General features: G+C 68.1%; 27 protein-coding genes and 1 pseudogene. 13 read left to right on the top strand and 15 right to left on the bottom strand.

Annotation, left to right across the window (positions count from 1 at the left end):
* Positions 1–21 precede the first annotated feature (21 nt).
* The 4 genes from ALI144C_RS18870 to ALI144C_RS18860 all read right to left on the bottom strand — a co-directional run bounded on the left by ALI144C_RS18870 (position 22) and on the right by ALI144C_RS18860 (position 2,108).
* Positions 22–624 (bottom strand): DJ-1/PfpI family protein, encoded by a 603-nt coding sequence (locus ALI144C_RS18870; protein WP_076988443.1) that lies wholly within the window; start codon positions 622–624, stop codon positions 22–24.
* Positions 621–1,574 carry a GlxA family transcriptional regulator gene (locus ALI144C_RS18865; protein WP_076988442.1) on the bottom strand — a complete coding sequence of 318 codons (954 nt, stop codon included), beginning with the start codon at positions 1,572–1,574 and terminating at the stop codon, positions 621–623. Before ALI144C_RS18865 ends, ALI144C_RS18870 begins: the two co-directional genes overlap by 4 nt.
* 67 nt (positions 1,575–1,641) lie before the next feature.
* Positions 1,642–1,794 (bottom strand): hypothetical protein, encoded by a 153-nt coding sequence (locus ALI144C_RS55550; protein ID WP_168211288.1) that lies wholly within the window; start codon positions 1,792–1,794, stop codon positions 1,642–1,644.
* A 44-nt stretch (positions 1,795–1,838) separates the two neighbouring features.
* Positions 1,839–2,108 carry a hypothetical protein gene (locus tag ALI144C_RS18860; protein WP_076988441.1) on the bottom strand — a complete coding sequence of 90 codons (270 nt, stop codon included), beginning with the start codon at positions 2,106–2,108 and terminating at the stop codon, positions 1,839–1,841.
* A gap of 50 nt (positions 2,109–2,158) precedes the next feature.
* On the opposite strand from ALI144C_RS18860, the gene ALI144C_RS54450 reads away from it, so the two are divergent.
* Positions 2,159–2,353, top strand: a complete 195-nt coding sequence (locus ALI144C_RS54450) for a hypothetical protein (protein ID WP_143230722.1) — start codon at positions 2,159–2,161, stop codon at positions 2,351–2,353.
* Positions 2,354–2,458: 105 nt separating this feature from the next.
* Positions 2,459–3,076 (top strand): TetR/AcrR family transcriptional regulator, encoded by a 618-nt coding sequence (locus tag ALI144C_RS18855; protein ID WP_076988440.1) that lies wholly within the window; start codon positions 2,459–2,461, stop codon positions 3,074–3,076.
* A 62-nt stretch (positions 3,077–3,138) separates the two neighbouring features.
* Here ALI144C_RS18855 and ALI144C_RS18850 read toward each other — a convergent pair whose 3' ends face one another.
* Complete coding sequence (locus ALI144C_RS18850) at positions 3,139–4,221, bottom strand: AAA family ATPase (RefSeq protein ID WP_076988439.1); 1,083 nt, start codon at positions 4,219–4,221, stop codon at positions 3,139–3,141.
* A 143-nt stretch (positions 4,222–4,364) separates the two neighbouring features.
* On the opposite strand from ALI144C_RS18850, the gene cyaB reads away from it, so the two are divergent.
* The 5 genes from cyaB (at position 4,365) to ALI144C_RS18825 (ending at position 8,576) form a co-directional block, all read left to right on the top strand.
* Positions 4,365–4,925, top strand: coding sequence for a class IV adenylate cyclase (gene cyaB, locus ALI144C_RS18845; RefSeq protein WP_076988438.1), 561 nt, complete (start codon positions 4,365–4,367; stop codon positions 4,923–4,925).
* A gap of 5 nt (positions 4,926–4,930) precedes the next feature.
* The gene (locus ALI144C_RS18840; protein ID WP_076988437.1) at positions 4,931–5,680 is read left to right on the top strand and encodes an AAA family ATPase; all 750 of its coding nucleotides are present in this window, start codon (positions 4,931–4,933) and stop codon (positions 5,678–5,680) included.
* Positions 5,681–5,766: 86 nt separating this feature from the next.
* Positions 5,767–6,090 (top strand): PadR family transcriptional regulator, encoded by a 324-nt coding sequence (locus ALI144C_RS18835; protein ID WP_076988436.1) that lies wholly within the window; start codon positions 5,767–5,769, stop codon positions 6,088–6,090.
* Positions 6,087–7,367 carry a DUF1700 domain-containing protein gene (locus ALI144C_RS18830; protein ID WP_076988435.1) on the top strand — a complete coding sequence of 427 codons (1,281 nt, stop codon included), beginning with the start codon at positions 6,087–6,089 and terminating at the stop codon, positions 7,365–7,367. Before ALI144C_RS18835 ends, ALI144C_RS18830 begins: the two co-directional genes overlap by 4 nt.
* A 114-nt stretch (positions 7,368–7,481) precedes the next feature.
* Positions 7,482–8,576 carry an ABC transporter substrate-binding protein gene (locus ALI144C_RS18825; RefSeq protein ID WP_076988712.1) on the top strand — a complete coding sequence of 365 codons (1,095 nt, stop codon included), beginning with the start codon at positions 7,482–7,484 and terminating at the stop codon, positions 8,574–8,576.
* Positions 8,577–8,586: 10 nt separating this feature from the next.
* Here the strand turns inward: ALI144C_RS18825 and ALI144C_RS55545 are convergent, their stop codons facing one another.
* A complete protein-coding gene (locus ALI144C_RS55545) occupies positions 8,587–8,757 on the bottom strand; it encodes a hypothetical protein (protein WP_168211287.1) in 171 nt (56 codons plus the stop codon).
* Here ALI144C_RS55545 and ALI144C_RS18820 point away from each other — a divergent pair.
* A complete protein-coding gene (locus ALI144C_RS18820) occupies positions 8,745–9,209 on the top strand; it encodes an alpha/beta fold hydrolase (protein ID WP_143230721.1) in 465 nt (154 codons plus the stop codon). The two genes, ALI144C_RS55545 and ALI144C_RS18820, sit on opposite strands and share 13 nt — an antisense overlap.
* A gap of 276 nt (positions 9,210–9,485) precedes the next feature.
* Here the strand turns inward: ALI144C_RS18820 and ALI144C_RS18815 are convergent, their stop codons facing one another.
* The 3 genes from ALI144C_RS18815 to ALI144C_RS18805 form a co-directional block, all read right to left on the bottom strand.
* A complete protein-coding gene (locus ALI144C_RS18815) occupies positions 9,486–10,406 on the bottom strand; it encodes an NADP-dependent oxidoreductase (RefSeq protein WP_076988711.1) in 921 nt (306 codons plus the stop codon).
* A 247-nt stretch (positions 10,407–10,653) separates the two neighbouring features.
* Positions 10,654–11,094 (bottom strand): pyridoxamine 5'-phosphate oxidase, encoded by a 441-nt coding sequence (locus tag ALI144C_RS18810; RefSeq protein WP_076988433.1) that lies wholly within the window; start codon positions 11,092–11,094, stop codon positions 10,654–10,656.
* Positions 11,087–12,055, bottom strand: a complete 969-nt coding sequence (locus tag ALI144C_RS18805) for a helix-turn-helix transcriptional regulator (protein WP_076988432.1) — start codon at positions 12,053–12,055, stop codon at positions 11,087–11,089. Before ALI144C_RS18805 ends, ALI144C_RS18810 begins: the two co-directional genes overlap by 8 nt.
* 90 nt (positions 12,056–12,145) lie before the next feature.
* On the opposite strand from ALI144C_RS18805, the gene ALI144C_RS18800 reads away from it, so the two are divergent.
* From ALI144C_RS18800 to ALI144C_RS18780, 5 genes are all read left to right on the top strand, one after another.
* A complete protein-coding gene (locus ALI144C_RS18800; protein ID WP_076988431.1) occupies positions 12,146–12,550 on the top strand; it encodes a VOC family protein in 405 nt (134 codons plus the stop codon).
* A 67-nt stretch (positions 12,551–12,617) separates the two neighbouring features.
* Positions 12,618–13,526 carry an ATP-binding cassette domain-containing protein gene (locus ALI144C_RS18795; RefSeq protein WP_076988430.1) on the top strand — a complete coding sequence of 303 codons (909 nt, stop codon included), beginning with the start codon at positions 12,618–12,620 and terminating at the stop codon, positions 13,524–13,526.
* Positions 13,519–14,286, top strand: coding sequence for an ABC transporter permease (locus ALI144C_RS18790; RefSeq protein ID WP_076988429.1), 768 nt, complete (start codon positions 13,519–13,521; stop codon positions 14,284–14,286). The genes ALI144C_RS18795 and ALI144C_RS18790 overlap by 8 nt, the downstream gene beginning before the upstream one ends.
* A 79-nt stretch (positions 14,287–14,365) precedes the next feature.
* Positions 14,366–15,352 carry an adenosine kinase gene (locus ALI144C_RS18785; protein ID WP_076988428.1) on the top strand — a complete coding sequence of 329 codons (987 nt, stop codon included), beginning with the start codon at positions 14,366–14,368 and terminating at the stop codon, positions 15,350–15,352.
* A gap of 21 nt (positions 15,353–15,373) precedes the next feature.
* Positions 15,374–18,544 (top strand): NACHT domain-containing protein, encoded by a 3,171-nt coding sequence (locus tag ALI144C_RS18780; RefSeq protein ID WP_076988427.1) that lies wholly within the window; start codon positions 15,374–15,376, stop codon positions 18,542–18,544.
* On the opposite strand, the gene ALI144C_RS18775 is transcribed toward ALI144C_RS18780, so the two are convergent.
* The 6 genes and pseudogenes from ALI144C_RS18775 to ALI144C_RS18745 form a co-directional block, all read right to left on the bottom strand.
* A complete protein-coding gene (locus ALI144C_RS18775) occupies positions 18,516–19,928 on the bottom strand; it encodes an MATE family efflux transporter (RefSeq protein ID WP_076988426.1) in 1,413 nt (470 codons plus the stop codon). The genes ALI144C_RS18780 and ALI144C_RS18775 overlap by 29 nt on opposite strands.
* Positions 19,925–20,971, bottom strand: a complete 1,047-nt coding sequence (locus tag ALI144C_RS18770) for a PLP-dependent cysteine synthase family protein (protein WP_076988425.1) — start codon at positions 20,969–20,971, stop codon at positions 19,925–19,927. The genes ALI144C_RS18775 and ALI144C_RS18770 overlap by 4 nt, the downstream gene beginning before the upstream one ends.
* Positions 20,968–22,323 (bottom strand): alanine racemase, encoded by a 1,356-nt coding sequence (locus tag ALI144C_RS18765; protein ID WP_237774219.1) that lies wholly within the window; start codon positions 22,321–22,323, stop codon positions 20,968–20,970. Before ALI144C_RS18765 ends, ALI144C_RS18770 begins: the two co-directional genes overlap by 4 nt.
* Positions 22,320–23,303: an ornithine cyclodeaminase gene (locus tag ALI144C_RS18760; protein ID WP_076988423.1), complete on the bottom strand. Its 984-nt coding sequence runs from the start codon at positions 23,301–23,303 to the stop codon at positions 22,320–22,322. The genes ALI144C_RS18765 and ALI144C_RS18760 overlap by 4 nt, the downstream gene beginning before the upstream one ends.
* 825 nt (positions 23,304–24,128) lie before the next feature.
* A complete protein-coding gene (locus tag ALI144C_RS56770) occupies positions 24,129–26,081 on the bottom strand; it encodes a hypothetical protein (RefSeq protein ID WP_237774218.1) in 1,953 nt (650 codons plus the stop codon).
* Positions 26,048–26,904, bottom strand: a pseudogene (locus ALI144C_RS18745) (hypothetical protein); the annotation flags it as partial. The pseudogene ALI144C_RS18745 and the gene ALI144C_RS56770, both read right to left, overlap by 34 nt.

The raw sequence follows: 26,904 nt of genomic DNA, 5'->3' as shown, positions 1-26,904 counted from the left end.
TGCAGGAGGGTGGTCGCACGCTCAGCCTGGGACGTCGGCGAGGTACGGCGGCGCGGGCTCGTACTGGATGTACTGCCGCACAGCACGAGCGTGCTCACGGCCGTGCAACTGGCCGACCAGCCACAACGCCATGTCGATCCCGGCGGACACGCCCTGGCTGGTGACCAGGTTCCCGTCTGCCACATACCGCGCATCGCGGACGACCGTGACGTCGCCCCGGTCGGCGAGGTTCTGTTCGGACGACCAGTGGGTGGCCACGCGGCGTCCCTTGGCTGGACCCGCCTCGTGCAGCAGGAACGACCCCGTGCAGACGCTGGTGACCCAGCGGGCCTGTGCCGCGGTCTTGGCGATCCAGCCGAGCAGGACCGGATTCTCGATCTCGGTCACCCGTGCCCCACGCCCACCGGGCACCAGCAGCACATCCAGCGGCGGGTGGTCGTCGAACGTGTGGTCGGGCAGCACTCGCATCCCCTTGTTGCACCGCACCGGTTCGCTCCGCTCAGCGATCAGGACGGCGGTGTCGGCGCCGTCCCGCACCATCCCGGACGCGGTGAACACCTCCCATGGTCCGACGAAGTCGAGTTCCTCGGCGTCGTCGAAGATCAGCAGGCCATACGTTGTCATGTGTACTCCTTGGTCGTACGGAAGCGGTCCCGATAGTCCGATGGGGACACTCCGACGCGGCGGTGGAAGCCGCGCCGCAAGGTCTCCGCCGAGCCGAACCCGCACCGGCGTGCCACCGTCTCGACAGGCTCGTCGCCCTCGGCCAACGCTCGCCGTGCCGCTTCGATCCGCACTCGTTCGACGTAGGTCGCGGGCGGCACACCGAGTTCGGCCATGAACAGGCGGTGCAAGTGCCGTGGGCTCACGCCACCGCGGGCGGCGAGGTCGGCGATGCTGTGCGGTGCCCCGGGATCGGCGTGCACGCCGTCCACCACCGCGCGGATCGAGTCGCTCGACGGCTGAGCCGACCACAGCGGGACGCTGAACTGGGACTGGCTGCCCGGTCGCCGCAAGAAGAGCACCAACTCGCGGGCGACCGCGTGCGCGATCGCCCTGCCGTGGTCGGCCTCCACCAACGCGAGCGCCAAGTCCATCCCCGCCGTGACACCCGCCGATGTCCACACGCGACCGTCGCGGATGAAGATCGGGTCGCAGTCCACCGCCAGATCCGGGTGTTGCCGCCGCAGCTGCTGCTCCCGTCCCCAATGCGTGGTCACGCGCCGCCCGGTCAGCAAACCAGCCGCTGCCAAGAGAAAAACCCCGCTGCACACCGACGTGATCCGCCGCGCGGACGCCCCGGCCGCCGCGATCCACGCGATCAACCCGGTGTCGTGACATGCCGCGTCGACCCCGCCGCCACCGACGACCACCATGGTGTCGATTCCCCCTGGCGCCAGGTCACCGACCCCGAAATCGGCGTTGACGCTCACACCACTGGACGACCGGACCGGACCGGCGGCCGAGGCCACCACGTGCGAGACGTACCGGCCGGTGTGCGCGATCACGGAACTGGGCCCGGCGAGGTCAAGCAACTCGAAGCCATCGAAGAGCACGAACACGACGCGGCGCATACGACCACCGTCCCGCGCCTGCCACGTGGCGTCAACGACGCGTACCCCACAAATCGTGCCATGGTCGTCACATCATGACTGTGACAAGCGCCGGTCCGAACGCGCCGCCGAGTTGGTAGGACAGGGTGAACAGGTTGACCGCGGCTCCGCGATGCGTGCTGGGCACCTCGTTGCCGACTTTCGTCGCGTACCAGGCCATTCCGGCCGTTGCCGCGAACACTGCGAGCCCGGTGGCGGCCGCGTAGGCGTTGAGTGACGAGGTGATCAGCTGGGATTCCAGCGTAGGACGTCGACAGAGCGCAGATCGCGACCGCCAGCACGACGAACGCCCGTGACCGCACCACCGGCCGCGGGACGAATCCGTCTGGACGCCTGCGGTCCGAACGCGCCGACCAGACCGACCCCGGCGGTGACAGCGCCGGTTCGCCGCGTGGTGCCCGCGACGCTGATGGCCACGATGACCAGGCCGCTGCCGCCGACGGCCTGAGCCACGCGCCCGGCGAGCAACACGAGCAGGTGCGGCGCGAACCCCACCCGAACGCCGTGGCGGCCCAGGTCGCGTCGGCGGCGGTGATGCCGAGGTCGTGCGCCAGTGCGGGGATGACGCCGCCCGCAAGCTGAATCCCGGCGGGCTCGCCATCGAGATCGAGCCGGACCTCGCCCGGCTGCCCCTGTACGACCAGGACCTGGACACCGAGACGCCGCCCGCCCCGGTCGCGGCCTTGCCGAGGTCACGGTGTTCCAGTGCGACACTCGGATCACCGGCGACGGCGTCCTGACCGACGCCCATTCCGCTGACCTGCTCCGCGACCTGCTCATCGCGCTCGCGTTGAAGACACGGCCGTAAACTGCACCGACCAGTTTCCGGCAGGGGAGGGACGTCGATGGCCGAGGGCAGGCCGGAGAAGCGCCGGGCGATCACGCAGGCCGCGCGCAAGGTGTTCGGCCGCGAGGGCTACAGCCGCGCGGGCGTCGACATGATCGCGGCCGAGGCAGGCGTCTCCAAGAGGACGATCTACAACCACTTCGCCGACAAGGAACAGCTGTTCCTGACCGTGACACTGGAAGGCGCCGACGAGGTCACCGCCGTCATCGCGCACACCATGGACCGGCACCTGCGCAAGATCGTCGACCTGGAGCAGGACCTGATCGACTTCTCGATGGACCGCGTCGCCGCGGTCACCACCTTCCCCGACCACTTCGCGCTGGTCAGGACGATCGAGGCCGAAGTGGTGCGCATCCCGCCGCAGATCCTGAAGGCGTGGATCGACTCAGGCCCGCAAACCGGGCACGTGCGGCTGGCGCCCTACCTGCGCCGGATCGCCGACCGCGGCCTCCTGCGGATCGACGACGCGGAGCGGGCAGCCGCACACCTGACGCTGCTGACCGTCACCGCCGTCAACCACCAGACGTTCTACGGCGCCGTCCCCATGGCCCAGGACGAGATCACCGAGATCGTCGTGTCCGGCGTCCGGGCATTCCTGCGCAGCTACAGCTGCTAGCTGGCGAACACGGCGCGGTGCCGGTGTACGAAAAGCACGCCGCACGGCGGCAATGCGCTCGGTCACCCCTTCAGAAGCGGCCACAGGATGGCATCGGCTGTCTCGGCGACACCGCGACCGCTGCTGTCCACCCGCACACCGATCTCGGCGCGTTCCAGCGCGAGGCTGTCCGCGACCGACCGTGCCACGGCCTGCCGCAACTGGTCAGCCGTTTGCCCCAGATACGGGTCCCCGGGCTGCGGCCAACTGCTCTGTCCGCCGCGCGGCAGCATGCGTTCAGCCAGATCTGCCTGCTCGGCGTGCAGCCGGTAGACGGCCAACGTCGCGGCGGGCAACGCCTTCACGTACGGCACGTCCCCGTCATCGGCGCCGATCTCACCGACGATCACCAACCCGTCCGCTTCCATGTCCCGGTACGCCCGCCACACCGCGGCCACGTTCGCCGCCCGAAGCCGATGATCCACCTCACCGTCGGCACCGAACCCGACCTGCCGCAGATCCAGGTAACCCGCTGTGTGACCAGCGCTCAGGACACGCTGGTAGATCGTGAAACCGACCATCGACGTACCGACCCCCGGAACACCGCTCACCCACAAGACCGGTCCGTCCGCCGGCGCGAGATCAGGCAACGGCGGCGGCTCGCCTGCCGCCGTGTGCCAGTCGCCCGCGGCAGCCGTCACGGCCGCTACCACCTCAGGCACAGTCAGGCCGCTGGTGTCCACGCACAGGTCCGCGATCGTACTGGCGTCCAGCTTGTCGGCCTCGGCCAGCACAGCCGCGACAGACGCCTCGTCGCCCGAACGCCCCACGAACCGCTGGGCCAACTCGTCGCGGTTGGCCCGCAGCCTGCACAACGTCAAAGCCACGCCGGGCAACGCGGCACGGTAGGCAGGATCCAGAACCCCGGACACCACAACACATTCCGCGCCGTGGGCGGCGAAGTTCGCCACCACGGACGCGAGGTTGCGCAGCTGCAGGCGGTGCCGTCCCGGATCGTGGTCCCGTTCCGGGTAACACATGCCGAGCTGGTCGATGTCCACATAGGCGGCTGCGACACCGCTGGCGCGCAACTGGGCGCGGATCTGCCAGGCAACGGACGTCTTGCCGACACCAGGTGGTCCGTACAGCCACAGAACGGGGATCACGAACGCAGTCTCGTCACATCCGGCTCGACTTGTCGACTCGATTCACCAGTCCCGGGAGCTGGCAGCGGATGTCACTCCTGGACACTGATCAGGAACGGTTGACGGGATGATGGAGACAGCACACACCCCCCGGAGGTCTGATCGTGCAGCACATCGAGGTCGAGAAGAAGTACGCCGTGCCTGACGTCGAGGCGCTGAAAGCCAGGCTGCGCAAGCTCGGCGGCACACAGGGCGAGCCGACGCACCAGGTCGACGCGTACTTCAACGCCCCGCACCGTGACTTCCTCGCCCCCGAGGCCATCTCCGAGTGGCTGCGGGTCCGTACCGACGAACACGGCAGCTCGATCAACTACAAGCGGTGGCTGCCGGTCGACGCGATCGACAAGACCCACGCCGACGAGTTCGAATCGGTGGTCGACGACGTCGAGGCCATCCGGCGGCTGTTGCAGATGCTCGACTTCCTCCCGCTGGTCACGGTCGACAAGACGCGGGAGGTCTGGACGCTGCCGACCGTCGAGGTAGCGGTCGTGGTCGACCAGGTGCTGCACGCCGGGGACTTCGTCCAGTTCGAGTTCAAGGGCGAGGCCGACACGGTCGAGGACGCCACCGCCCGGCTCGACGAGTTCATCGCGGGACTGGACGTCGGGCTCGGCGACCAGGTCGACCGCGGCTACCCGCAGATGCTGCTCGGCCGCGAGCACTGAGCCGCATGCTCGTCCGTCGCGCGCGCATCCACGACGAACTGCTGCCGGACGGCCCGCCGGAGGACTGGCCATGGCCGCTCAACGTCCCCTGCGTGGCTCAACTGGCCACTGAGGACATGACGTTCGAGCGGCCGGTGACCATGCTCGTCGGCGAGAACGGGTCCGGCAAGTCGACTCTTGTCGAGGCGTTCGCAGAGGCGTGGGGCCTGGACGCCCGCGGCGGACGAGCGGGCCGCAAGTACGGCAACGATCGGCCGAAGACGCCACTCGGTGAGGTGCTGCGGTTGGAGTCCACGTCCGCGGGCGCCTGGCAGCGCGGGGGATCGAGGCAGCGGCGCAAGGGCTACTTCCTGCGCGCCGAAACGGCTTTCGGCTTCATGGAGGCGGTGAACGGCAAAGCCGGGTACTGGGACGAGGACATCAGTGAGATGAGCCACGGGGAAGGCTTCCTCACGGTGTTCGCCGCGATGTTCCGTGAGCCCGGGTTCTACGTGATGGACGAGCCCGAGGCCGCGCTGTCCTTCCAGTCGTGCCTGCAACTGGTGGACCTGATGTACCGGCTCGGCAAGTCGGGTGCGCAGGTCGTCTGCGCGACCCACTCGCCGATCCTCGCCGCGACGCCGGACGCCGACATCATCGAGGTCGGTGACCACGGCTTCCGGCGTACCACCTGGGACGACCTGGCTCTGGTCGATCACTGGCGCCGGTACATGAACAACCCGGCCGCGTACCTGCGGTACATCGTGCAGGGATGACGACGACTGTCCACGACGGCACCCTCCGCTGTGCGCACTACTGCGCTATGCGTGGTAGTGTTCATGGCGTACGACTGGAGGGTGGAGTGGAGATCAGTCAACTGCTCAAGGGCGTGCTCGATCTCGCCGTGCTCGCGGTGCTGCGGGAAGAGGACGGCTACGGCTACGACGTCCTGCGGAGACTCAGGACGGCGGGCCTGGACGAGGTGGGGGACGCCTCGGTGTACGGGACGCTGCGGCGGTTGTACAAAGCCGGCTTGCTCACGTCGTACGTGGTGCCCAGCGAAGAGGGGCCGCATCGCAAGTACTACAGCCTCAACGAGCCGGGCAGGCTGCGGCTGGCGGAGTCCGGCAAGACGTGGCTGAGCTTCGCTTCGACGATGAATTCGCTTCTGGGAGAGGCAGCATGAGTGACAAGCCGACCGCGGTGCGGGTATATCTGGCGCGTGTCCGGACCTCGCTCGCCGACCTGCCGCCGACCGAGGTCGAGGAGATCCTCGACGACGTTCGGCCGCACCTGGCCGAGATCGAGGCCGAGATGGGGCCGGGTGCCCGCGTGGATGCCCTGATCGAGCGGCTGGGCACGCCGGAGAGCTACGCCGCGGAACTCCGCGCGTCCGGTGGCTACCCGCCGGTCGCGGAGACTGTCGTGGCGGCCTCGACAACGGTGACGAAGTCGGCGCCGGGTCGCGCGCAACCACGGATCGCGTTGTGGGGACTGGTGCTCTGCACGATCTGGGCCGGGGGAGTGGCCTTCGTCGCCGGGCACATGCTGAACCCGGACGTGCTGCTGATTCTGTTGTTCGCCGCTCCGGTGTTTCTGGTCAGCATCGTGCTGGTGTTGCACGTCGGTGTGGCGCGGGTCAGGGCCCTGCCCGAGGTGAAGTGGCTGGTGGCGACTCTGGACCGGGCGCGGGAGCAGGAAAGCGCGGCGAAGACGATGCGGTTCCTCGGGACGCTCAAACCCGCGTGGTGGGTCGTGTGCGCGGTGGCGCTCGCCGCCTTCGGATTGCTGCTGATGGCACGGCACCGCCAAGCCGTGCTGCTGCTCCCGTTCCTGATCGCCATCGGTCTCGCAGCCGTGTGGGCCGGGCAGCGGGTGCGCGGTGACCGGCGTCTGGTGTGGATGGTCGCGCCGGTGTCGGCCTTCGTGGTCGGCGGGTTGTTCGGCGGTTTCGGTGCCACGGTCGACCTGATCGGCGACAGGACGCCGTACGCGACCGCGTCGTCCAACTCCCCGACGTCGGGTCAGTACGGCAACGGCGAGTTGCGATACCGCGGCAGCGGGGTGGAGAACATCTACGCGTTCGACGCGGAAGGCAAACCGCTGACGGACATCTACCTCTACGACGAGAAGGGCGAGCCGATCACGCTGCCCCGCTACGGCTGTCGCACTCCGAACGGCGGCGAGACCAAGTCCGGTGAGGACAACCGGTTCCCGCGTCCCAGGATCGAGATGACCCAGCAGCCGTCATCCGACGCGCCGGGCGCCTACACCACGTACGAGACGGTGTGCCGCGAGACCGCAGGGGTGCCGTTCAGCGCGGCGATCCCCAAGTCGACCACGTCGTCCTCCCCGCCGGTGTCCACCACGCCTTCAGCGCCTTCGCCCACGCCTTCGGTCACATCTTCGGCACCACCACCATCATCACCGTCGTCGCCGTCGAGGCCGACGCCGACGAAGTGAGGACCTGGGCGTCAGGAGCGGCTTCGGGGGCTGCTCCTGGCGCCCTTCACCCGTTCGCCATGTCGATCTACGATCCGGGTGTACGGCAATCGGATCGTCGGGAGACAGCAACGCATGAGTACGCCATCCGCAGTCCCGATGTCCGCAGTCCCGATCGGTGCTCTCGTCCCGCTGACGCGGCCGGGCTGGGTCGGGGCGGGCAGGCACCTGCTCGCCGGGCTTGAACTGGCCGTTCGCGAGGTCAACGACATCGGCGGGATCGGCGGTCGGCCGCTTGAGCTGCTGGTCAGGGACACCGCGGCCGATCCGCGGAACGCCGAGGCGGCCGTCAGCGAACTGGCAGACCTGGGCGTGGCCGCGGTGGTGGGGGAGTACCACAGTGTCGTCGCGCGTGCTGCCGCTGCCACGGCCGACGCCCTTGGCGTGCCGTTCCTGTGCTCGTCGGCGGTTCTCGACGCACTCACCGACCAGCCGACGAATTGGGTCGCGCGGATCGCACCGGCGCAGTCCCGAGGCTGGCGGATCTACGCGGACTTCCTCCTCAACGCGGGCCACACCCGAATCGCGGTCGCGGCTCAGCCGAGTGTCTACTGGACGTCGGGAACCCGGATTCTGCGGGAACACCTCGCGGCACACGGCGGTCGCGTCATCGAACTCGACATGAGCACCCTCGACCCCACGGCCGTGTGCGACGAACTCGTCGAGAACAAGGCGACAGCTCTGCTTCTCCTTGTCAGCCAACCGGATCCGGCGGTCCCGATCGTCAAGGCCGTGCGTGGCGACCAGCGTCTTGCCGGGATCCTGATGGGTGCTCCGGCCGGGCAGCCGGAGTTCGCCGAATGGGCGGCGTTGCTGGGCGACGACGGCGCCGTGATCCCGTTCCTGCGCTACCTGCCCGAGCACTTCAGCCCGCTCGGCGCACGAGTCGAGACGACCCTGCGCGAGCGGCTCGGCGAGGCGCCGTCGTTCGTCGCGTTCGAGGGCTACGACACGATCACGACCCTCGCCGCGGTTCTGCGGTCACAGGGCACGGACCGGGCGCGCATCGCCGAATACTGGCCGCGTGTCGCGGTCGAAGGCACCCGCGGTCAGATCCGGTTCTCCCGCACCGCCGACATCAGCGTGTGGCAGTGGGCGTGGCCGCCGATCCAGGTCGTCGACAGGGATCCGGTGCAACTCGATCGCTTCCGCGTCCTGCACACCGGCTGAGATCGCACGCTCAGATGTCGGTGAACAGCTGGTTCAGCCGGTAGTCGACGAGCTCGGTCGCGCTTTGCGCGGTGTAGACGTCGACCAGTATGCCGTTCAACAGACCGGAGGCCATGGTCACGAGCGCGTCGGCCTCCAGTCGCGGGTCGAGGTGTGCCGGGATCCGGCATGAACCTCGCATGCCGCTCCTCCGACCGGCTCGCGAGTGTGATCGCCTTCGAACCGGCGGGATTCTCGATCCTCGGCGCGCGGTTCATCCTCTGGAGCCTGCGCGAGATGTTCCAGTGGCTGCTGCCGATGCCGATCCTGCGCCGGGTCGCGACCGGCGATCCCACTGTGCGCCATGCCTTTCGGCCGCTGTTGTTCAGTAGCCTCAAGTACAAGCAGCACGTACCCCCGCAGCACGTGTTCACCGACGAAGAACTACGCGCGATCGACGTGCCCACCTACCTGATCCTCGGCGAACGCAGCGTCGCCCACCGCTCCGACGAGGTCGCCCATCGCGTCACAGCGCTCAACCCCAACATCCGCACGGAAATCGTGCCGAAGGGCACCCACTCGTTCAGCATGCGCATGCCCCACATCATCACCAGCCGGATCCTCGACCTCGTCCAGTGCCGCACCGGCTCATGACGAGCCGGTGCGGCACCGCCGTGCACTGGGGCCATCGGGTCAGGGACCAGTTCTCGGACGGGAAGCTGTACCTGGATCTGTGCGGCTACAAACCGGGCGAGCCATGCCGTCCATTGACGCGCTTGCCGTGCTGTTGACCGCGTTGTTGCCTACCGGCACGAAATCCCGCTTCGCGCGGCCCGGTTCCGCACGGAGATCGCGTCACGGCGGATGCTCGTCATGCTGGACAACGCGGGCGACCCTTGACCAGGTTCGCCCTGGATCGGCACGGTCGAGTCAGCCCGCGGTGACCCGGATGATCGTCTTTCCGGGCGTGCGGCGGTGGCGGGCGAACGCGGCCGCCGTTTCGGCCAACGGCCGCACGTCGCCGACGATGGGCTTGAGTCGTCCGGACCGGACGCGTTCGGCGAGGTCGGCCAGTTGGGCGCGGTCGGGTTCGACGACGAAGAAGATGGCCTGACCATCCTTGGGCCGCACCGTCGGCGGCATGGCGATGGTGACGAGGGTGCCGCCCGCGCGCACCATTTCGGCCGACTGCCGCAGGATGTCACCGCCGATGACGTCGAACACCACGTCCACCTCGCCTGCCCGCAGCCAGTCGTCGGCGTCCAGGTTGAGGAACGTGTGCGCGCCGAGGCCGAGTACGACCTCCCGGTCGCTGGCCCGGCCGGTACCGATCACGCGTGCGCCCGCCTCCCGGGCGAGTTGGACGGCGATCGACCCGACACCGCCTGCGGCGCCGTGGATCAGGACGGTCTGGCCGGTCGTGAGGCGGGCGTGGTCGAACAGCCCCTGCCACGCGGTCAGGCCGGAGATGGGCAGCGCGGCGGCCACGGTGTGGTCGATGTCGGCCGCGAGTGGTGCGAGGTTGCGTGCCTCGACAGCGGTGTACTCGGCCAGTGATCCGTCGCGGGTCCAGTCGGCCAGCCCGAACACCCGCTGCCCCACGGTGAGGCCGGTGGTTCCGTAGCCGAGTTCGGCCACGACACCGGACAGCTCGTGACCGGGGATGCTGGGCGTGCGGTCACGGCCCGCGCGGTCTGTCCACGTTCCCGGCCAGTCGAGCTCGCCGGGGGTGAATCCCGCTGCGTGCACACGCACGATGACGTCGTTCTCCGCGGCATGGGGGTAAGGCATGTCGGTCAGCGTGAGCCCGCCGACGCCCGCCTTCTGGTCCCGGACAGTGATTGCCTGCATGGTCGAATCCTCACAGTTCGGCTCGGCCACGGCGAGCCGGGGCAATCATTCCTGGTTCAGCGAGTTCGCCGTGAGAACTGGGTAGCCGGTAGAGCGCTTCGGCGTTGGCGTACGCGATCTTGCGCCGGTCATCGCCGTCGCGCGGATCCAGCCGGGCGCCGTCACGCCGTGGCCCAGTGCCGCGATCTCGACGGCCTGTTCGAGTTCACCACCGACCGGCTGACCGAATCGGACTCGTGACGCCCCGTTACCGGGGTGCGTTCGAGTAGACGCGTTCCGGAGTCACCAGGACAGCTGTCCGGCGCTCGTCGGCCATCACCTTGTCGTAGGTTTCCCAATCGTCATGAGTGCCCCCGGCGGCCGTGAACACCGCACGCAGCAGCAGCCGTACGTCCACACCGTCAGCGGGATCATCCGGTCCGATCAGCTCTGTGGCCCCCTCAGCGGCGGCCCATTCCCAGCCGACCCGCACGACAACCGTCGTACGTGGCCGCGCGCGGAGGTTCACGAGCTTGCGAGTTGACCCGCGCACCACGAACCCCACTCGGGGCTCGCCCGTCACAGGGTGATCGAGAACTCCCGCGTTGACCACCGTCGACTGCACAGTCCCGTCCGCGCGCTGCGTCGACACGACCGCCAGGCCGTGCTCACCGGCCACAAGCCGTGCGAAGTCCGCGATCTCAGCCATGGTCGGCAGAGTACTCGGCCAGCCTGGCGGCCAGTGCCTTCACCAGTTCGCGGAGACTGTCCGGCTGCTCGACGACGAACGGGCTGTCCAGCGCCGCCAGCAGGGGCGGGATCCAGTCGAGCCGCTGTGCGCGGATCCGCATCCGGACCCAGGGAGAGCCGGGATCCTCGTCGAGGGTGGCGATCGCGGGCGGGAAGACCGAGCGGATCCGGTCGTGCGACGACCGGATCCGCACGGACACCTCGTGCCGGTGCGGAGCCTCGGCGATGGCGGCGAGTACTTGTTGCGCGGGATCGAAACCCGGTGGTACGTCGAAGGTTCCCGGCTGGACCGCGACATCGGTGATCCGGTCGGCGCGGAACGTGCGCACCTGCTCGCTGGTGGAGTCGAAACCGGTCAGGTACCACCGCCCTGAGTGCGCCACGACCCCGTACGGGTCGACGACGCGTTCACTCACGCCGCCGTGGCTCGCCGTGTACGCCAGCTTGACCGGGCGACGATCGCGCGCCGCCTCCGCGACGGTCAGCAGCACGTCGGCCTCCGCTGTGAGCGCTGGTCGTGGGGGCGCGGTGAAGTCGGCGACGTCCAGCAGTGCGTCGAGCCGTTGGGCGAGTTGCGCGGGCAGCACGCGCCGGACTTTCGCCACCGCGCTCTCGGCGGCGGCCACCGATGTGGTCACCAGTCCGGCGCGGCGACCCGCGACCAGGCCGAGCAGGACCGCGAGGGCTTCCTCGTCGGTGAGCATCAACGGGGGCATCCGGTAGCCGGGCTCCAGCCGGTACCCGCCATACCGCCCACGCACCGAACGGACCGGGATGTCCAGGTCGACGAGGTGTTCGACGTACCGGCGGACCGTTCGTTCGTCCACATCGAGCCGCCCGGCGAGCTCGGTGAGCGTCCGCGTGCCGCCGCTCTGCAGGATCTCCAGCAGGGCCAGCACGCGGGCGATCGGCCGGGTCATGGGAAAGATCGTCCCAATACCGGGCGGATCCTGTCCAGTATCGCGAATAGCGTGGTCGGTGTTCGTTCCTCCGCAGCAGAAGGATCCGTCATGCAGTTTCTGTCCGTCCGCATCATCAGCAACGACGTCGCCCGCCTGGCGAGTTTCTACGAGCAGGCGACCGGTATCGAGGCGAGGCGGCCCGCCCCGCAGTTCGCCGAGCTCGTCGGCGCGTCCTGCACGTTGGCCATCGGCAGCGTCGAGACGATGGCGCTGTTCAGCGTGGGCGCGGCCGTGCCCGAGTCGAACCGGACCGCGATCCTGGAGTTCCTCGTCGACGACGTCGACAAGGAGCACGTTCGCCTGACCGCCCTGCCCGAGGCGCTCGAGATCGTGCAGGAACCGACCACGATGCCGTGGGGGAACCGGTCGATGCTGCTGCGAGACCCGGACGGCAACCTGGTCAACTTCTTCACGCCGGTCACCGACGCGGCCCGCGCAAGGCTCGGCAGGTAGCGTTTCCAGCCGGTCGAACCGGCCGATTTCCTACGAGCACCGACCAGATGACCACTAGGATCGTGTGATGACCGAGGCGGCGTCGGACAATCCGCTGCTGGCGGTTCGCGATCTGCGGTTCCGGTACCCCGGCCAGGCCGAGCCCACGGTCCGGGGGATCAGCTTCGCCGTCGAACCCGGTGAGGTACTGGGAATCCTCGGGCCCAACGGCTCCGGCAAAAGCACGTTGCTGAGTGCGGTTTTCGACGCGCGCAGAGGACATCGGACAGGCGTCGTCAGCTACCGGTCGGCGCCGGTCACCGGCGCCGTCGGCGACCTGGTCGGTTATGCCACGCAGCAGACCGCGCTCTATCAACTGCTCACCACCAAAGAAAACCTGACACACGCCGCCCGGCTGGCGTTGCCGGGCAAGCGGGTGCGGGCCGCGGTGGACGCCGCTGCCGACGAGTTCGGTCTGGGGCTGGTGGTCAACCGCGTCGTCGGTGAGTTGTCAGGCGGCTGGCAGCGGTTGGTGCACATCGCCGCGAGCTTCGTGCACGACCCGCCGCTGCGTTTCCTCGACGAGCCGACCAACGCGTTGGACTTCGAAACCAGGGGCCGGTTGGTCGAGCTGGTTCGTGCCTGGTCGGGGCGAGGCGTGGCCAGCGTCGTCACCTCGCACTACCCCGAAGACCTGGAGGAGATGTGCTCGCGGCTGCTGATCATCAAGGGCGGTGAAGTGATCCGCTCCGCCACGCTGTCCCGACTGCTCGCCGGGCTGTCCCGGCAGTTGGTGGTCGACGTGTCCGACGAGCGCGGCGCGCGGGAGGTACGGATCCCGTTACCGGAGTACGCGGAAGAGTTGTCCGGCGCCGTCGCGGATGCCGTTCGTGTCGACGGCGCCGCGAAGCTCACCGGTTTACGCGTGACCGCCGCGACGTTGCGCGGGTTGCTGACCGAGGATCCGGAGTTGGCCGGATTGGTCGACGATGCGTGAGCGGATCGAGTGGCGGACAGTCGTGCGGGCGTTCGCGGCCACCGAAGCCAGGACGCTGTGGCGCATGCGGACACCGGTGATCTTCATGTTCGCGGTGCCCGCCTTGCTCAGCCTGCTGCTCGGCACCGCCGTTTCCGGTGATCCGGCGGCGTTCCCCGGGCGTTCGGTGATCGGGTTCGCCGTCCTGTTCAGCTTCATGACCATCAACTACCAGGGGCTTGCCCTGTTCCGGGAGTTCTTCGGCAACACGTGGCTGCGTCAAGCGGTGTACAAACCACCCAGGAGTGCCTTCCTGGTCGGGAAACTCGTGCCCGTCCTGGCCATGGGCATCGTCCAGCTCGTGGTTTTCGCCGCGCTGACCTTCCTGGTCTACCCGCTGCCGTTGCACGGTGACGTGTTCCAACTGCTGGTCGTGGCGGTCCCGTTGGCCTGCTGCGGTCCGATGATCGGGATCCTGCTGTACACCGTGACCTCGTCGGTGTCCGCTTTCCAAAGCATCACGTACCTGCTGATGCTGGGATTGGGTGGCCTGGGTGGCACCATCGTCACACCGGACCGCCTGCCCGCGGTCAGCCGCGCGCTCGGGCCGTTCACACCGCACCACTGGGCGATCGAGGCGTTCACGAACAGCACGGTGGGCGCTGGTAGCTGGTCAGTCACGCTGCGGTGCGCCGGAATCATCACCGGTATCACCGTTGCCATCGGGGTAGTGGCGATCACCACCTTCGACTTCCGCAGCGAGAAACTCGCATACGCCTGAGTAACGCGCGAACTGCCCGCACACCGCCGACCTGTTAGCATGGCGCAGGTCATCTTGTTGCCTGGAAAAGGAAAACAGTGTGACCGTTGAACTGGACATTCTCGGAATCGGCAACGCGATCGTCGACGTACTGTCCAAGGAAGACGAATCCTTCATCGCCGCGCACAGTCTGACCAAGGGCGGCATGACCCTGATCGACCACGAGCGCGCACATTTCCTGCACACCAACATGACCGCGCCGACCGCGGTGTCGGGTGGTTCGTGCGCCAACACAGTGGCCTGCGCGGCCTCGTTGGGTGGGAACGTCGCCTACATCGGGAAGGTCGGCGATGACGAACTCGGCACGGTCTTCATGGACGACATCCGTTCCACCGGTGTGGAGTTCCGTTCCGTGCCTGCCGTCGACGGGCCGGGTACCGCCCGGTCGCTGATCGTGGTGACCCCGGACGGCGAACGCACCATGAACACCTATCTGGGCGCCTGTGTCGGGCTGAGTCCGGTGGATGTCGACGAGGAACTCGTCTCACGGGCCAAAGTCGTGTTCTTCGAGGGATACCTGTGGGATTCCCCGTCGGCCTTCGACGCGGTGCGCCAGGCGATGTCCATCGCGCACGCCGCGGGCAGGAGCGTGGCGGTCGCCCTGTCCGACTCGGAGTGTGTCGGTCGGCATCTTGCCGCGTTCCGGGAAACAGTGGCCAACGCTGACATTCTGTTCGCGAACGAGGCCGAGCTGACGGCGCTGACAGGGATGACCACGTTCGAGGACGCGCTGAGGGCGATCTCAGGCCACAAAGGTGTTGTCGTGGCGACCCGTTCGGAGAAGGGCTCGGTCATCGCTCGCGGTGACGACCAGTACGAAATCCCGGCGGAGCCGGTGGCGCAGGTCGTGGACAGCACAGGCGCGGGCGACGCGTACGCGGCGGGTTTCCTGTACGGCCACACACAAGGCCATGACCTGCCGACCTGCGGCAGGCTCGGGTCGGTCGTGGCGTCCGAGGTCCTGTCCCACCTCGGATCACGGCCGCTGGTGAGCCTGGTGGAGTTGTGCGCGCCCATCTTGCGTTGACCACCAGGGTTAGATAGCTGGGTGGAAATTGCGCTCATCCGGCTGGGAACGGCGGCGGTTCGTGCGGCGGCGAAACTGTGGCTCGGTGATCAGAAGATCGCTGCGGAGGTGAGTGCGAGCGCGGTCGACGTCATCTCCGACCGCCTGGTCAGCCACCGCGACAAGCGCAAACTCGAACGGCTGATGGCGAACTTCGCCGACGAGGTCGCGAGCCGCGTCGAACCCATCCTGACGACCGAGTTTCGCGGTTTGCCGTCGAACGAGCAGGAGGCCGCGCTTGACGCCGTCCGGGCCGCTTTCGAGAATTCGCCACTGAAGGGCGACGATCTCTTCGCCGCGGACCTGGACGCCCGGCACCTCGCTCGTTCGTTGAGCGGCGACTCCCGTCACCTGTCCCGGGAAGGCCGTGATCTCTACGACCTCCTGCTGCGCGAATGTTGCGGCTACGTCATCGAGATCGCCCGCAGCCTGCCGCGGTTCTCACCGGACGCCTTGACTGAGATCCTGCGCCGTGAAAGGGAGATCCTCGACGGCATCAAGGAAGTCCTCGCTCGTCTCCCACAACGTGACCGCTCGACGGGCTTCGACTACGACTACCGCCAGCTGGTGGCCCGGAAGCTCGACCAGGTCGAGATGTACGGGGTCACGTTGTCCGACGCGAGCCGCAAGTACCCGCTGTCGGTGGCCTACATCGGTTTGACGGCGGCCACCGAAGGCACGGACTCGATCTTCGAGGAGTTTCGCGTCGAGGACCTCCTCGCGATGAGCAACCGGTTGTTCATCCGTGGTGAAGCCGGTCTGGGCAAAACGACGTTGCTGCACTGGATCGCCGTCCGCAGCGCGCTCTGTGACTTCCCCGAGCGGCTGTCGGCGTGGAACGGAACCGTCCCCTTCTTCCTGCCCCTGCGCCGTTATACACACGGCAACCTGCCCGCGCCCGAACAGTTCCTCGACGAGATCGGCCGCCACATCGCCGACGAGATGCCCAAGGGCTGGGTCCACTCGTGCCTGCGCGACGGTACCGCGGTCGTCCTGATCGACGGCGTCGACGAGGTGTACGCGATTCAGCGTGACGCGGTCCGATCGTGGCTCCGCGATCTGACCGGCTCCTTTCCCCGGGCGAAGTTCGTCATCACCTCACGTCCTGGCGGCGCGCCGCCGTCATGGCTGCAAGAGGACGCCTTCAAGGTGATGGAACTGCAGCCCATGACGCCGCGCGACGTCAGGGTGTTCATCGAACGCTGGCACGACGCCATGCGCTCGCTCGCAGCGGACACCCAGGCCAAAGCCGAGATCGACGCGTACCAGGAAGGCCTGACAGACCAGCTCAACACCCGCAACCACCTTCGGAAACTGGCTGGTTACCCGCTTCTCTGCGCCCTGCTCTGCGCGCTGTACAAGGATCGCCGCTCGGCGATGCCCAGCAACCGCATCGAGCTGTACGACGTGGCACTGCAGATGCTTCTCGACCGCCGTGACGCGGAGCGGAAGGTGCACCTGCACGACGGTCTCAACCGCCGGGAGAAGACGCTGCTGCTCGGGGACCTCGCGTACTGGCTGATCCGCAACGGGAAGAGTGACGTCGGGGTGACCCGTGCCAAGGACCTGCTCGCCAAACGTCTCGAGAACATGCCCCAGGTCCAGGCGAGGACGGAGGTCTACAGCCACTTGCTCGAACGGTCGGGTCTTCTGCGGGAACCGGTCGAGGGTCGTGTCGACTTCATCCACCGGACATTCCAGGAGTACTTGGCCGCTCTGGCGGCCATGACTGACGCCGATGACGTGGGGACTGTTGTTGCCAACGCGCATCTGGACCAGTGGCAGGAAGTCGTCGTGATGTCGGTGGGGTGTGCTTCCCGCCCGCAGCGCAAGGAGTTGCTCTCGGGGCTCCTCGCGCGTGCGGACGTCCAGCCCGAGTATCAGAGCGTGCTGGAGCTGCTTGCTCTGGCCAGTCTGGAAACAGCTCCGGAGCTCGACGTGGAGCTCCGCGCCGACATCCAGGAGCGAGCACGAAAGCTGCTTCCGCCGAAGTCGCTGACCGCTGCCAAGCAGTTCGCTTCCGCCGGGCCGTTCGTCCTCGATCTCCTGGCGGACGCCAAACCCCGGACGGCCAAGGAAACAGTCGCGACGCTGCGTGCCATCGCCGAGACCGGTTTGCCCGAGGCGCTTGCATTGCTCGCGAAGTACCGCACGGATACGCGGAGCGCGGTGCGGAAGGAGCTGATCAGGAACTGGCGTGGGTTCGATCAGGAAGAATATGTAGTGCAGGTGCTGAACGGGTCTGGCCTCGATGCGGTCAGTATCGAGAACGACCAGGAAAGGATAAGCTCTCTCCGTCGTTTCGACGGTCTGAAATCTGTGTATGTCAACTGGAGTCTGGAGTCGGACGTCGACCTGAGGGGCCTCCCCGACTCTATCCGCCTGTTGTCCGTGGTGCACGACTATGCGGCGCCCCCGGGTACGGTGGATTTCGGGCACATTGGCCACTTGGCAAACCTTGCGCAACTGTATGTGTCCGTGGCCAACGCCGAAAATCTCAACGTGATCGATCGTCTGCCCAATCTGACAATGCTCAACATAGGGCGTGGTGTGACGGCCGCCGACATTTACTCGATTCAAGCGTGCGCCTCACTTGAGCGAGTGGTAGTCGCTCGATTGGACGGACTGGAGTCGCTTGCTCCCCTAGCCTTTGCCCCGTCGCTGCGAGCGCTGCACATCGCCGAAACCACCTCCCTTCGTAACATCGACCACATCGGCCTTTGGGCGAGGACGTTGTACGACGTCGCCGTGGTCGACTGCGCGGTTTCCGATCCTGCGCCGCTGGCGGACCTCAAGCGGCTGGTCAGCCTCAATCTCTCAGGAACGACTGTCACACGTGTTGACGGCCTGGCGAGTTTGTCCAAGCTTGTCATGTTGAACGTGTCCAGGACTGCTCTGATCGATATCTCGGCGCTGGCCCGGCTTGCGAACCTGCGGGAAGTTGACATTTCGTTCACCCAGATCAGGGATCTGTCGCCGCTGTGGGATCTTCCTCGGCTCGAACGTATCATTGTCGATAGCTCGCAGCCTCGTCGTTTCGCTTCTGTTCTTCGGAACACTGCCGCCTACAGCTTGCCGGAAGATACTCAGCTCGCATGGAAAGAATCTCGTAGCGGAAAGATTGTTATTCCCAACCCTTTCGGTCGAAGGTGAGTCCCGACAACGGTGCCGGGATCCGCAGTCTGGACCGGAATCGGCGAGCGAGCAGGACCGCGGTTGACGCGAACCCCATGCACAACCCCGTCCACACACCCCACCCACCCCAACCGAACACGTAAGCGCACACCGCCATGGTCGGAACGCCAACAGCCCAATACCCGATCAGCGTGCACCGCAAGCCCGAGGCGGTGTCGCCGAGTCCACGCAACAACCCGACCAGGATGTTCTGAGTACCCTTGCTGTACTGCTGCGCGACAGCGAACAACAGCAACGTCGACGCGGTCCCCAGCACCACCGCGTCCGTCTCGCCATGCAGGAACGGCCACAACATCGCCAGGGGCGCGAACACGTAGCCCAGGCTCACCACGGCCATGAACGTCCACGACAACGTCAGGGCCCGTCGCGCGATGGTCGAGGCCAACTCGGGCTCCGACCGGCCGACCGCACGGCTGACCAGGATCGACGAACCCTGTGACAGGCCGATGTTGCACTGGTACACGATGTACGCGAGCTGGTTGGCCACGTTGGAGGCCGCGAGCATCGCCGGTCCGAACGCGCCCATCAGCAGGGTCGCGATCGACGTGATCGCGGCCTCCGATCCGTAGGTGAAGCAGATCGGTGTGCCGTGCCGCACGATGCGCCGGACTATCACGGGGTCGGCTCGCCACGCGGCGAGCGACACCATGGGCCGCAAGTGGGGATCCCGGCGGATGGTGGAGGCGAACGCCGCCAGCGTGAAGAACTGGACCACTGTCGTGGACAAGCCCACCCCTGCGACACCCAGTTGCGGCAAACCCGCCCAGCCGTAGATGAACGCGGCGTTGCAGGCCGCGTTCACGGCGATCGACACCAACGTCACCGCGAGCAGCGAGCCGGGGCGGCGCATCCCGACCGCGAACTGCCGGAGCACGTTGAGCCACACCATCGGGAACAGCCCACCCGCCAGCGCGAACATCATCCCACGCGACAGCGCGGCTATCTGCGGCCGTTGACCCAGCAGCGGCAGGGCCAGCGCCAGTCCACACAGGACCGCCGCGCCCACGGCCGCCGCCGCTGTCGCCACGAGGAGCGCCGAGCGCACCAGCGCCCGGATCTCGTCTCTCGCCTGGTCGTCGGGCTGGTCTGTGCCGGTTCGCTGTTCGCCTGCTCCCGCCGCTGTGGCCACCAGGTTTCCGACGCCGGTGACCATGCCGACGCACATGGTGCGAACCTGGTTGTACAGCAGGAGCGCCAGTCCTCCCGCCGCCACCGCCGCCACCCCCAGCAGCCCGAGCATGGCCAGGTCGACGCTGGTCAGTGCCACCTGGGCGAGCTGGATCCCCGCGATCGGCGCGGCCAGCGCGACGATCGCGGGGTATCCACCGGTCGACCGGCTCACGCACCCACCGCCGCGGGTCGCCTCGCGTCGGCCGCGATCCGAACCGAAGCGGCGTACGTGTTGAACCACCGCTCCACCCGGCGTTGGGCCAGTTCGTCGAGCACTTCGCGGTCGCGCAACCAGCTGTCGTCGTACACCGAGTCCAGGTATTTCTCCCCGGCGTCGTTGCACAGCACCACGACAGTGCTTCCAGGTGGGTACGCGAACAACCGGCGCAGCGCGACGTGGATCGCGCCGCCGGTCGTCCCGCCGACCAGCATTCCGGTCCGGCGCGCCACGACACGGGCGCCCGCGAACGCGTCGGCGTCCGAGACCAGGTGGGCGTCGTCGACCAGCGCACGGTCCACATTGGAGCCAATGGGGAACCCGGCCGGGCTGCCCGCGCCGGTCTGGTGGTAGACGCCGGGCGGTCCGCCGAAGATGATCGACCCGACCGGCTCGACCGCCACCGAGCGCGTCCGTGCGCCCGCCGCCCGCAACCCGCGGACCGTGCCGCAGAGCGAGCCGCCCGTGCCGATCGCCGCGACGAGGACGTCGACGGAGTCCAACTGCCGCAGCAGTTCCGCCGCCAGGTCGTCGTATCCGTTCGCGTTGCCGGGGTTGTTGTGCTGGTCGGGGTGATAGGCGCCCAGTTCGGCCGCGAGCCGGGCCGCGACTTCGCGTCTGCGCACGGAACTGGGGCCGCCGTCGGAAGGGCAGTCGACGAACACGAGTTGCACGCCCATGGCCGACAGCATGCGCAGCTTCTCACGGGCCGCGTGCCGGTCGACGACGGCGGTGAACCGGTAGCCGCGCTCCAACGCGACCAACGCCAGGCCACATCCGGTGTTGCCGGACGTGGGCTCCACGATGTGCCCACCCGGCTTCAGCCTGCCGTCGCGCTCAGCCTCGATGATCATCTGCCGGGCCATCCGCACTTTGCATGAGCCGGTCGGGTTCATCTGCTCGAGCTTGAGCAACAGGCGGGTACCGGTCCCGGTGTGCGCGAGTTCGAGCAGCGGAGTGTCCCCGATCAGGTCCGAGGCGCGCTGGACGATGGTCATGGGATCTCCTGGATCAGGTAGTCGGCGTCGAGGTGCCAGCGATCGCCGTCGACCACCACTTTGGGCGGCAACGGCAGCTGGTGGAAACCACTCTCGTTCTTGTCCATCTGGTAGCCCGCCGTGTTGGGGTAGACGAGCAGATCCCCCGGCCTGGGGCGGGCGGGCAGCTCCACGGTGCGCCAGGTCAACACGTCGTACTCCAGGCAACTGGACCCCGCGACGGCGGTCCGGACCGGCCCGTCGCCGTCCCGCGGTCCGCCCGGCCGCACCAGAACCGGGTCGGGCAGGAACTCGCTGCCCTTCCACTGTTCGGACAGGCTCATGCTCAGCCCGGCGACAGTGGTGATCAAGTGGTCCCCGCTGTCCTTGCAGCCCTGGACCGGGAACACCGAGAACCCGGCGCCGTCCAGCAGCGCCCTGCCTGGTTCGAGCAACAACTCGATCCCGGTGTCGCGCAGTCGGCTGGCCAATGGCGCGCCGCCGACATCATGCCGCAGGATCGCGGTCACCATCGCGGCGCCGGTAGGGGACTGGTGATACGGATACGTCCGCTGTGGATGGCGACCACTGTGGAACCAGGTGTCGTCCTTATTGTCCTTGAAGCGCCGCCAGTCCTCGTCGGCCACATAGGACACGGCGATCCCACCGCCGATGTTGATCTTCGACGCGGGGTGGCCCAGAGCGCGGGCCTGCTGGCACAGCTCGATCAGGTGCGCGGCGAGCTCGGCACGGGGTACCGGGTCGTATCCGTCGAGGTGGAACGAAAAACCGCGCAGCGCGATCGCGTCGCGGAGTTCGGCACATCGGCTGACCGCCGCGGTCAACTCGTCGGGGGAGAAGCCGAACCGGCTCGTCGGCGCTGTCGGCGGCCGGACGCGCAACAGCACGTCGGCCCCGACACCGAGGCGGCGGGCTTGGCCCACCACGCGTTCCAGTTCGTCGGCCGCGTCCACCGCCAACAGGGAGCGGTGTCGCAGCGCCAGCCACAGCAGGCCGTCGGACTTCGCGGCGCCGGTCACCCCGATCGCCTCACCCCGTACGCCGTTGCCGAGGGCGTGCACCAACTCGGGCACACTCGCCACATCGACCCCGGTCCCGGGATGGGTGCACTCGCGCAGCCACGCCGACGCCTTGTTGGCCTTCTTGCCGTAGTACACGACACCAGGGGTGTTCGCCGCGGCCAGTGCGTCGGCCATACCGACCAGGTTCTCCGCGAAGGTCGCCGGGTGGATCACATGGAACGGTCCACCGCCGACGGCGCGAGCGATCTCCCACAGCATCGGTGTGCCACGCAGCCGAGGTGCCCAGGGACGCTCGAGCGCGGGCAGCGGCGTCGACAGCGTTGTGGTCACGACCACAGGGTCACCTCGCGTCCACGGCCCGCCGCGATGGCGCGGGTGGCGAGGGCGTGTGCCACCGGGATGTCGGTGATGATCATACCGCTGCTGAAGGCGAACACCCGGTCCTCGGCCGTGCGGCGGCCGGGGACACGGCCCGCGAGGATGTCGGGCAGTTCGGCGTCGATGCGGAACACGCCGTCCGTGCCCGCCATCCGCCGTCCGGTGACTTCGACCTGCGCCGCGCTGGTGGCCACGGTGTAGTCGGCCTGTGCGAGGGTTCCTTCCTGGACACCCTTGCTGGCCACGGAGATCAGCAGCCCACCCGGCGGCAGCCAGCCGAGGCGGATCTTCGGGTGCGCCGCGCGGCCGGACGCCGCGACCACGATGTCCGACTCGGCGGCCGCGGCCTCGACGTCGTCGACCAGTTCCACCTCACGGTCCGGGAACTGGTCGGTCAGCGCCGCGATGCTGTCGCGGATGCCGTCGGGATGCGTGCCGAACAGCCGGAGACGCTCCAGCCCCGGCAGCGCGGTGAGCAAGTAGGGCAACGTGCGGATCCCCTGTGCGCCAGTGCCGACCATCAACACCGAGCGTGCGCCCGGCCTGGCGCAAGTCCGGGCCAGCAGCGCGGTGCTGGCGGGTGTGCGCGTGGCGCCGACGCGATGGCAGTCCAGGAGCGCGAACGGCGCGCCGGTGGTGTCGTCGTACAGGGTGATGGTCGTGTAGTACTTCTCGGCGGTGGTGCTGCCTTGCCGGTAGCTCGTCTTGAACGCCGCCTGCTCGAGCGAGCCGTCGTAGCCGAGCATGGAGTACGCGACCGAGTCGCGCGCGGGGTCGGGCATCGGCACCATCAGTTTGGCGGGATTCTGAGACCGCCCGGCCGCGAAAGCCAGGTAGCCGTCCTCGACCATCGTGATGGCCTCCTGCGGTGCGAGTTCGAGGTCGTGCAGGTCTTTGCGGGTGAGGATGTGCAGTGCAGGGCCGGAATTCACGGGATTGTCAACCTTTCTAGTCTCGGGAATTCGCCTTGGCGCCCACGAAATCCCGTCCACTCCACAGTGGAGTGGGCATGCCTGTACCGGGTGCGCGCGAACGCGGGCACCCTTGGAAACCGGATGGGCAGTGCGTACGGAAGCCGTGCGGGAATCACGCAGGAAAACGCGCCGTCGTCACCGGAGCGGCTCGAAAGGCCGCGGGTGGGGGTGCTTTCAGGTCCGCGCGACGCAGACCGTCAACAGGAACGCGCGTCCGTGCTCCGCTCTCATCGGCGGGCGACGCCTTCGCCAGGCCGGCCGCTGACAGCCCCCGAGCAGGCGATCGCCGTGCGGGAGCAGGAACAGGCCCAGGAGTGCGAGGAGGGCGATGCCGGAACCGCTCTCGGCCCGGGGCAGGACATCCACGCCATCCGGGCTGTGTACCAGCGATTCACCCGACCCGCCGTTGTCCGCGGTGACGCCGATCGAATCCGAATCGAGGGTTGTGTTCGCAGAAGTGGCGTGCGATCCCGGATATAGGATATGTGCTCCGTGTTCCCCGGTGCATACCGTGAGATACAGGGAGGCGAATGCGCTCAAGGCGAGAAGCAATGCCCGCAACCGCCGGAAGCGGATACTGGGGGCAGGCAGGATGACTCGCACAGACCCCGAAGTTACGCACCGCAACCACTACGTCGACACCGCCAGACGGGGCATAACCGTCACCTTGTTGGACAGTAAATGTCCTTGTGGTTCGAGATTTATGAGGAGGAGTTATGGCTTCGTGAACCGGCACCGGCGTGGTCGCCCCGCCTTCGAGGCGACCACGCCGGTGCTGTGCTCCTATCCCAGTGCGGGGCCGCCCACAGGTGTCCACTGTGACCACCCGCCGCTCGGTGCCAGCTGGTAGCGGCCGACCAGTGAGCCGTTCGGCGCGCCCGCCACGATCTCCATCCGGCCGTCGGCGTTCACGCCGAACCCGGCCCCGGACGTCCCCGCGCCGAAGGTCTCCCACGCGGACCAGCCGGAGCCGTTCTCCCAGCGGTGCTCGGTGGTGGTGCCGTTGGTGGCGAACACCTCCATCCGGCCGTCGGCGTTGCGTCCGATGTGGACGCGGGAGCGCGGTGGGCCGCCGAACCCGGTCCACTGCGACCACGTTCCCGACGGGCCGTCCTGGACCCGCTTCGACGTTGCCGCCACCCCGCCCGCGACCAGTTCGAGCGCGCCGTTCTCCCGGCGGTTGAGCGCCACGTGCGTGACGCCGGGGACGGTGCCGAACGTCTCGAACCCGGACCACCCGCCGCTGGGCACTCCCTGCCTGCGCCGGTGCACGGTGCCGTTGGCCGCGGCGACCACGTCGAGGCGGCCGTCCGCCTCCCGCCCGGTGGCGAGCACCGAGTCGGCCGGTCCACCGAAGGCCTCCCACCCGGCCCACGATCCGCCTGGAGAGGTCTGCCATCGGTGGTGGACACCCACTGGGCCACTGGCGAAGACCTCCAGCCGCCCGTCGGCGTTCTGCGCCACTGTCAGATCGTGCGCGGCAGTGCCGAAGTTCTCCCAGCCCTGCCACACGTTCGGCGCCGACTGCGCCCTGCGGTCCACCCGGCCGTCACCGGACGCGAACAGCTCCAATCGCCCGTCCACGTTGCGTGCGGCGGTCAGGGACGCCGATTTCGGCCCGCCCAACGGGTACCAGTCGGACCAAGTGCCGTTGCGGACGGTCTGGTAACGCCCCCACACCTGGTCCTTCCCACCGGCGAAGACCTCCTGTCGTCCGTCCACACCGGACACGACGACCACCCGGCCGCCCGGATCCGAGCTCGCCTCCGGCGCGTACTGCTGGCTGCCGCTGCCGAAGTCCAAGGTCGCCAGCCACACTCCGCGCTGTCCCCATCCCGCATGGCTGACCCACCACCGGCCGCCGGTGTGGACCACCTCGGCGGCGTGGCTGAACACGTGCCCGGCGAGCTGGTCGGTGGCGAAGCGGAACGGATCGGCGCTGCGGAACACGTCCGTACCGGCGTATCCGCTGCGTGGTCCGATGAACAGGTGCCACGCGCCATTGGTGTACACCACGAACGGCGACTCGGTGTTGCCCGCGCCGAACCCGGATGTCGGGTCGGTGAAGGCGATCGACCGGTCACTCCAGTGCACCAGGTCCGTACTCGTGCGGTAGGCCACCACGTGGTTGCCGCCGTTGGGGTCGCTGGTCGCGGTGTAGTACATGACCCACTTGTCCCCGATGCGTACCACGTACGGATCACGGGCGACGGCGCCGTCACGGAACAGCGGCCCGCTGGGGAGCCGGGTCCACGTGTACAGGTCCGTGGACGTGGCCAGGTTGATCGCGTTCTTGGCCGGGTCCGCGCCGCCACCGGCGTAGAACATGTAGTACGTCGACCCGTCCCGGATCACGTGCGGCGCCCACAGGTAAGTCTCGCCGTACGCGGGTGAGACCGTCAGCGCGGGCGGGCGTTTCGTCCACGGCCCGGTCAGGCTGGGCGCGGTGGCGTGTGCGAAGGAGTCCTCGTCCTCCGCGTCGGCGGGTTCAGTGTGGGTGATGCCGAACAGGTGCCATGTCCCCTGCGCGTCCTGTACGAACGTGTGGTCGTTGATGTACCACGGTTTCGTCTCCCCCACGCTCGGGTCGTAGATCTGGACGAACGGCGTCGCCCCGACCTGCCCAGACGGCGCGGCATGGCTCGGGACGGCCACGGCACACAACGTCGCCGCCGCGAGGGCGACTGTCGTGAGTAGACGCATCAGGTCACCGCCGGGCCGGAACCGTTCAGCCACGCCCACTCCGACCAAGTGGAGAACCCGGTCTGCCACTTGTGGTAGACGCCCGCACTGCTCGTGCCGAACACCTCGATCCGGCCGTCGGCGTTGTTGCTCGCGCCGATCTCCGAACCGCCTGTGCCGAAGGTCTCCCACGCCGAGTACGGCGCGTTCGGCCGCGTCTGCCAGATGTGGCTCGCGGTGCTGCCGTTGATGGCGAACACCTCCACCCGGCCGTCGACCGACCGGGATGTGGCCAGTTCGGCGTCGGTGATCCCGTCCGTGCCCTCCCAGCCGGACCACGTGGTCGGGCTGGTCTGGTACCTGTGGAACACCCCGCTCGAACTCGACGCGAACACTTCCAGCCTGCCGTCCTGGTTGTGGCTGGCGGCCACGTCGTGCCCACCGCCGCCGAAGTTCTCCCACGACGACCAGCCGCCGTTCACCCCGGTCTGCCACAGGTGCTCGAACGTCGTGTCCGACAACGCGAACACCTCCAACCGGCCGTCGGGCGCGTTCTCCATGGCCAGCCGCGAGTTGGGCGGTCCGCCGAACGTTCCCTCCCAGTTGCCCCAGCCGCCGCTGGGTGCGGTCTGCCAGCGATGGAACACGCCGGTGCTGTTGGACGCCATCACTTCGATGCGGCCGTCGGCGTTGGTGCCTGCCGCGACTCGGTATCCGCCGCCGCCGAAGTTCTCCCAGCCGGACCACCCGGCGTTCGGTGCCGTCTGCCACATGTGGTCGAACGTGCTGTCGGACAACGCGAACAGCTCCAGCCTGCCATCGGCGTTCGACGCCACCGCGAGCTGCGCGTTCCGAGGGCCGCCTTCGTTGCGCCAGC

It is taken from the genome of Actinosynnema sp. ALI-1.44 (assembly GCF_001984155.1).
Classification (GTDB): domain Bacteria; phylum Actinomycetota; class Actinomycetes; order Mycobacteriales; family Pseudonocardiaceae; genus Kibdelosporangium.
This window is presented reverse-complemented; position numbering and strand designations above follow the sequence as displayed.